This is a genomic window from Pseudomonas sp. Pseusp88 (assembly GCF_047303955.1).
Taxonomy (GTDB): Bacteria; Pseudomonadota; Gammaproteobacteria; order Pseudomonadales; family Pseudomonadaceae; genus Aquipseudomonas.
Window position 1 is genome coordinate 464,913 of sequence record NZ_JBGLYM010000002.1, and the last position, 6,555, is coordinate 471,467.

Sequence of the window (6,555 nt, forward strand, 5' to 3'; positions counted from 1 at the left end):
TCATGAATGCTATCCCTCTCGAACATGGCCTGGCGGTTGCCGGGATCCTGTTCTGCCTTGGCCTCGCGGGCCTGCTTGCGCGCCGTAACATTCTCTTCGTATTGATGAGCCTGGAAATCATGATGAACTCCGCCGCCCTGGCGTTCATCGTGGCGGGCAGCCGTTGGGCGCAGCCGGATGGACAGATCATGTTCATCCTGGTGATCAGCCTGGCAGCCGCCGAGGCCAGTATCGGCCTGGCGATCCTGCTGCAGTTGTATCGCCGCTTCCACACTCTCGATATCGATGCTGCCAGCGAGATGCGCGGATGAACCTTATCTTTCTGACTTTCGTATTCCCCCTGATCGGTTTCCTGTTGCTGTCGTTCTCGCGCGGGAAAATCTCCGAAAACCTCGCGGCCCTGATCGGCGTCGGCTCCATCGGCCTGTCGGCCATTGTTGCCGCCTGGGTTATCTGGCAGTTTAACGTCGCACCGCCCGAGGGTGGTCACTACACCCTGGTGCTGTGGCGCTGGATCTCGGTAGATGGCTTCGAGCCGAACTTCGCGCTGTATCTGGACGGCCTGTCCATCACCATGCTGGGCGTGGTGGTGGGTGTCGGTTTCCTGATCCACCTGTTCGCCTCCTGGTACATGCGCGGTGAAGACGGCTACTCGCGTTTCTTCGCCTACACCAACCTGTTTATCGCCAGCATGCTGTTCCTGGTCCTGGGCGATAACCTGTTGTTCCTGTACTTCGGTTGGGAAGGCGTGGGCCTGTGCTCGTACCTGTTGATCGGTTTCTACTTCAGCAACCGCGCCAACGGCAACGCCGCACTCAAGGCTTTCATCGTTACCCGCATCGGCGACGTGTTCATGGCCATCGGCCTGTTCATTCTGTTCCAGCAACTGGGTACGCTGAACGTCCAGGAACTGCTGGTGCGTGCGCCTCAGCACTTCCAGGTCGGTGACCCGTGGATCGTGCTGGCGACCCTGATGCTGCTGGGCGGCGCTGTCGGTAAATCCGCGCAGTTGCCATTGCAAACCTGGCTGGCGGATGCGATGGCCGGTCCTACCCCGGTTTCGGCACTGATCCACGCCGCAACCATGGTGACCGCCGGTGTCTACCTGATTGCCCGGACCCACGGCCTGTTCACCCTGGCCCCGGACATCCTGCATCTGGTCGGTATCGTCGGTGGCGTGACCCTGGTGCTGGCCGGTTTTGCCGCATTGGTACAGACCGACATCAAGCGTATCCTCGCCTACTCGACCATGAGCCAGATCGGCTACATGTTCCTGGCCCTGGGCGTTGGCGCCTGGGAAGGCGCGATCTTCCACCTGATGACCCACGCCTTCTTCAAGGCCCTGCTGTTCCTTGCTTCCGGTGCGGTGATCGTTGCCTGCCACCACGAGCAGAACATCTTCAAGATGGGCGGTCTGTGGAAGAAACTGCCACTGGCCTACGCCAGCTTCATCGTCGGTGGCGCTGCACTGGCCGCCCTGCCTCTGGTCACGGCCGGCTTCTACTCCAAGGACGAGATCCTCTGGGAAGCCTTCGCCAGCGGTCACAACGGTCTGCTGTACGCCGGTCTGGTCGGTGCGTTCATGACCTCGCTCTACACCTTCCGCCTGATCTTCATCACCTTCCACGGTGAAGCCAAGACCGAAGCCCACGCCGGCCACGGGATTTCCCATTGGCTGCCGCTGAGCGTACTGATCGTGCTGTCGACCTTCATCGGCGCCTGGATTCACCCGCCACTGGCTGGTGTATTGCCGCAAAGCGCAGGTCATGCCGGTGGCGAAGCCAAGCACAGTCTGGAAATCGCCTCGGGCGCCATTGCCCTGGCCGGTATCCTGCTGGCAGCCGTGCTGTTCCTGGGCAAGCGTCGCTTCGTCAGCGCCATTGCCAACAGCGGTCCGGGCCGTTTCCTCTCGGCCTGGTGGTTCGCGGCCTGGGGCTTCGATTGGATTTACGACAAGCTGTTCGTGAAGCCTTATCTGGCCCTCAGCCATGTACTGCGCAGTGACCCGCTCGACCGCACCATTGGTCTGATCCCGCGTCTGGTCAAGGGTGGCAACTCCCTGATGGCCCGTAGCGAGACAGGCCAGCTGCGTTGGTATGCCGCCTCGATCGCCGCCGGTGCCGTTCTGGTACTCGGTGCCGTCGTTCTGGTTGCGGTCTGACATGAACCTTGCGAATTTGCGAAAGGAATTGAGCCCGTCATGATTCTGCCTTGGCTAATCCTGATCCCTTTTATCGGTGGCCTGCTGTGCTGGCAGGGTGAGCGCTTCGGCCACACCCTGCCGCGCTGGATCGCGCTGCTGACCATGTCCCTCGAACTGGCCCTGGGCCTGTGGCTGTGGGGTACCGGCAACTACAGCTATGCGCCGACTCCTGGCGCGGATCCGACCTGGGTCGTTGAATTCCAGCATCAGTGGATTCAGCGCTTCGGTATCAGCGTGCACCTGGCGCTGGATGGTCTGTCGCTGCTGATGATCCTGCTGACCGGCCTGCTCGGCGTGCTGTCGGTGTTGTGTTCGTGGAAAGAGATCCAGCGTAACGTTGGGTTCTTCCACCTCAACCTGATGTGGATCCTGGGCGGCGTGGTCGGGGTATTCCTGGCCATCGACCTGTTCATGTTCTTCTTCTTCTGGGAAATGATGCTGGTGCCGATGTATTTCCTCATCGCGCTCTGGGGTCACAGCTCGGCGGACGGCAAGAAGACACGAATCTACGCAGCGACCAAGTTCTTCATCTTCACTCAGGCCAGCGGCCTGATCATGTTGGTGGCGATCCTGGGTCTCGTGCTGGTCAACTTCAACCAGACCGGCACAATCTCCTTCGATTATGCCCACCTGCTGAAGACCAAGCTGTCCCACGGCACCGAATACATCCTGATGCTGGGCTTCTTCATTGCCTTCGCGGTCAAGCTGCCGGTGGTGCCATTCCACTCCTGGCTGCCGGATGCCCACGCCCAGGCGCCTACAGCGGGTTCGGTGGACCTGGCCGGTATCCTGTTGAAAACCGCTGCCTATGGCCTGCTGCGCTTCGCCCTGCCGATGTTCCCCAACGCTTCGGCCGAGTTCGCGCCGATCGCCATGGTGCTCGGCCTGATCGGGATCTTCTACGGTGCCTTCCTGGCGTTTGCCCAGACCGACATCAAGCGCCTGATCGCCTTCTCCAGCGTCTCGCACATGGGTTTCGTGCTGATCGGCATCTACTCCGGCAGCCAGCAAGCGCTGCAAGGCGTGGTCGGGCAGATGATTGCCCACGGTCTGTCGGCGGCGGCACTGTTTATCCTCAGCGGCCAGCTGTACGAGCGTCTGCATACCCGTGACATGCGTGAGATGGGTGGCCTGTGGTCGCGCATCGCTTACCTGCCGGCGATCAGCCTGTTCTTCGCAGCCGCCTCTCTGGGTCTGCCGGGCACCGGCAACTTCGTCGGTGAGTTCCTGATCCTGCTCGGCACCTTCGTCAGCTCGCCATGGATCACCTCCATCGCGACTTCCGGTCTGGTGTTCGGCTCCGTCTACTCGTTGATCATGATCCACCGCGCCTACTTTGGCCCGTCCAAATCGGACGCGGTCCTCAAGGGCATGGATGGTCGTGAATTGATCATGGTGCTCGGCCTGGCGGTGTTGCTGGTCCTGCTCGGGGTTTACCCGCAGCCGGTCCTCGATACCTCGGCGGCTACCATGCATGGCGTGCAGCAATGGCTCGGCACTGCCTTCACTCAACTCGCTTCGGCCCGGTAAGAGCGCTATGGACCTGACGACTCAACACTTTATTGCGCTTGCGCCACTGCTGATTGTCAGCGCCACGATTGTCGTGGTGATGCTGGCAATCGCCTGGCGCCGCAATCACTCGCAAACGTTCCTTCTGACCGTAGCCGGGCTCAATCTGGCCCTGCTGTCGGTCTACCCGGCGCTGAAAGTCGCCCCATTGGTAGTCACTCCACTGCTGCACATCGATAACTTCGCCTGCCTGTACATGGCGTTGATCCTCGCTTCGACCCTGGCTTGTGTGACCATGGCCCACGCCTACCTCGGCGATGGCAAGGTCGGCTACCCGGGCAACCGCGAAGAGTTGTACCTGTTGATCCTGCTGGCAGCAGCAGGCGCCATGGTACTGGTCAGCGCCCAACATCTGGCGGGCCTGTTCATTGGTCTGGAGCTGTTGTCGGTGCCGGTCTATGGTCTGGTGGCCTACGCCTTCTTCAACAAGCGCTCTCTGGAAGGTGGCATCAAGTACATGGTGCTGTCGGCCGCAGGCTCGGCGTTCCTGCTGTTCGGTATGGCCCTGCTCTACGCCGAAGCCGGCAGCCTGAGCTTCGAAGGTATCGGCAAGGCCCTGGCGGCCACTGGTCTGCCCGGCCCGATCTCCCAGGTCGGTCTGGCAATGATGGTGGTTGGCCTGGCGTTCAAACTGTCGCTGGTACCCTTCCACCTGTGGACCCCGGACGTCTACGAAGGCGCTCCGGCTCCGGTTGCTGCGTTCCTGGCAACGGCGAGCAAGGTGGCGGTGTTCGCCGTGCTGGTGCGCCTGTTCCAGATCTCTCCGGTGGCCAACAGCGGCGTGCTGCATAACGTCCTGGCGGTGATTGCCGTTGCTTCGATCCTGGTCGGTAACCTGCTGGCACTGGTGCAGAACAACCTCAAGCGTCTGCTCGGTTACTCGTCCATCGCCCACTTCGGCTACCTGATGATTGCCCTGGTTGCCAGCAACGGCATGGCCGTGGAAGCCATCGGCGTGTACCTGGTGACCTACGTGCTGACCACCCTGGGCAGCTTCGGTGTGGTCACCATGATGTCGTCGCCGTACAGCGGCCGCGACGCTGACGCCATGTTCGAGTACCGCGGCCTGTTCTGGCGGCGTCCGTACCTGACTGCGGTCATGACCCTGATGATGCTGTCCCTGGCGGGCATCCCGCTGACGGCCGGCTTTATCGGCAAGTTCTACATGATCGCCACGGGCGTCGAGTCGCAGCTGTGGTGGCTGATCGGTTCGCTGATCATCGGTAGCGCCATCGGTGTTTTCTACTATCTGCGGGTGATGGTCACCATGTACCTGGTAGACAACAAGATGCCGCGCCACGATGCTGCCTTCAACTGGGCACAGCGTACCGGTGGCGTGATGCTGCTGGCGATCGCGATCCTGACCTTCGTCATCGGTGTGTACCCGCAACCGTTGCTGAACCTGGTCATGCACGCCGGCCTGTAAAGGTCAGCTGGCAAAGGAAAGCCCTGCATATGCAGGGCTTTTTTTTGCCTGATGCGAAGTCAGCCCGGCAGGCGCACCGTCTTCTTCGCGCTGCTGAACAGGCCCCAGGTGGACATGAACAGCGCCGCCACCATGGGTCCGATGACGAAGCCATTGAGGCCGAACACGGCCATGCCGCCCAAAGTGGAAATCAGGATCAGGTAGTCCGGCATCTGGGTATCCTTGCCGACCAGGATTGGCCGCAGCACGTTATCCACCAGGCCGATGACAAATACCCCGAACAGCGACAGCACCACGCCCTGCCAGATCATCCCGCTCAGCAGGAAGTACAGGGCCACCGGCGCCCAGACGATCCCCGCCCCTACCGCCGGCAACAGCGACAGAAAACCCATGACCACAGCCCAGAGCAAGGCGCTGGGAATGCTCAAGGCCCAGAAGATCAAGCCGCCCAGCGCGCCCTGAGTGATAGCGACCACTACATTGCCCTTGATGGTCGCGCGCACCACCCGGTTAAACTTGAGTTGCAGGCGCCGCTTCTGCGGCTCGGCCAGAGGAATGGCCAGACGAACCTTGCGTACCAGCTCCTGGCCATCGCGCAGGCAGAAGAACAGCAGGTACAGCATGATGAAAAAGCTCACCACGAAGTCGAAGGTCACCTGACCGACACTGAACGCCTGGGTCGCCAGCACCTGGCTGCCCTGCATGGCCCACTTGGCAATCTTGTCGCGCAGACCATTTAGATCACCCATGCCCAGGCGATCGAGCCAATGCTGCGTATAACGCGGCAGCAGGCGTTTGAATTCGGCCAGATAGGTGCCGATATCCAGTTGACCGCTCTCAACGTTCTTGTAGAGCGTAGCGCCCTCCTGGACCAGCAAGGCACTGATCACGATCACCGGCAAGATGGCCACCACCAGGCAGACCATCAGCGTGCACAGCGCAGCCAGGTTGCGTCGCCCGCTGAAACGCAACAGCAAGCGCCGTTGCAGCGGAATAAAGACAATACCGAGCATCACCGCCCAGAACATCGCGCCGTAGAACGGCAGCAGAATCCAGATAAAGGCGAGCGTGACCAGTACCAACAGAATCATAAAGGTTTTGTAATGCAGCGGATTTTCGTTCATGGCCAGTCCCTGAGCAGGCGTGCCGAGCGCACGACCTAATGCTTAGTCCACAGCGCGTTGAACGAGTGCCGCAGGAATGAGAGACGAGCTACGGTGGCATGGCAACGCGGGATTAATATGGGAGCGGGGTTTTGCGGGGAGGCGGATTTACCGCGAAAACCCGGGCCCCACAAAAAACCCGTAAAAAAAAAAAAAAACCAGAAAAGGCAGGACAAAGGCCCAAACCCCGGCCC

General features: G+C 60.8%; 5 protein-coding genes. 4 read left to right on the forward strand and 1 reads right to left on the reverse strand.

Translation table 11 applies throughout. The features are described from left to right. Positions 1 to 2 precede the first annotated feature (2 nt). From nuoK to nuoN, 4 genes are read left to right on the forward strand one after another with little or no spacing between them, the layout of a single operon-like run. A complete protein-coding gene (nuoK, locus tag ACCD02_RS04595) occupies positions 3 to 311 on the forward strand; it encodes an NADH-quinone oxidoreductase subunit NuoK (RefSeq protein WP_259106031.1) in 309 nt (102 codons plus the stop codon). Beyond that, the gene (gene nuoL / locus ACCD02_RS04600; RefSeq protein ID WP_413298828.1) at positions 308 to 2,161 is read left to right on the forward strand and encodes an NADH-quinone oxidoreductase subunit L; all 1,854 of its coding nucleotides are present in this window, start codon (positions 308 to 310) and stop codon (positions 2,159 to 2,161) included. Before nuoK ends, nuoL begins: the two co-directional genes overlap by 4 nt. 39 nt (positions 2,162 to 2,200) lie before the next feature. Next, positions 2,201 to 3,733, forward strand: coding sequence for an NADH-quinone oxidoreductase subunit M (nuoM, locus tag ACCD02_RS04605; RefSeq protein ID WP_413298830.1), 1,533 nt, complete (start codon positions 2,201 to 2,203; stop codon positions 3,731 to 3,733). 7 nt (positions 3,734 to 3,740) lie between these two features. Beyond that, on the forward strand, positions 3,741 to 5,198 hold the full coding sequence (gene nuoN, locus ACCD02_RS04610) for an NADH-quinone oxidoreductase subunit NuoN (protein ID WP_413298832.1): 1,458 nt from the start codon (positions 3,741 to 3,743) through the stop codon (positions 5,196 to 5,198). 59 nt (positions 5,199 to 5,257) lie between these two features. On the opposite strand, the gene ACCD02_RS04615 is transcribed toward nuoN, so the two are convergent. Further along, on the reverse strand, positions 5,258 to 6,322 hold the full coding sequence (locus tag ACCD02_RS04615; RefSeq protein WP_413298834.1) for an AI-2E family transporter: 1,065 nt from the start codon (positions 6,320 to 6,322) through the stop codon (positions 5,258 to 5,260). Between the last annotated feature and the right edge of the window lie 233 nt (positions 6,323 to 6,555).

Bases quoted from the DNA above. Each gene is read 5' to 3' on its own strand.
- nuoK (WP_259106031.1), top strand. From the start codon at position 3: ATGAATGCTATCCCTCTCGAACATGGCCTGGCGGTTGCCGGGATCCTG.
- nuoL (WP_413298828.1), top strand. From the start codon at position 308: ATGAACCTTATCTTTCTGACTTTCGTATTCCCCCTGATCGGTTTCCTG.
- nuoM (WP_413298830.1), top strand. From the start codon at position 2,201: ATGATTCTGCCTTGGCTAATCCTGATCCCTTTTATCGGTGGCCTGCTG.
- nuoN (WP_413298832.1), top strand. From the start codon at position 3,741: ATGGACCTGACGACTCAACACTTTATTGCGCTTGCGCCACTGCTGATT.
- ACCD02_RS04615 (WP_413298834.1), bottom strand. From the start codon at position 6,322: ATGAACGAAAATCCGCTGCATTACAAAACCTTTATGATTCTGTTGGTA.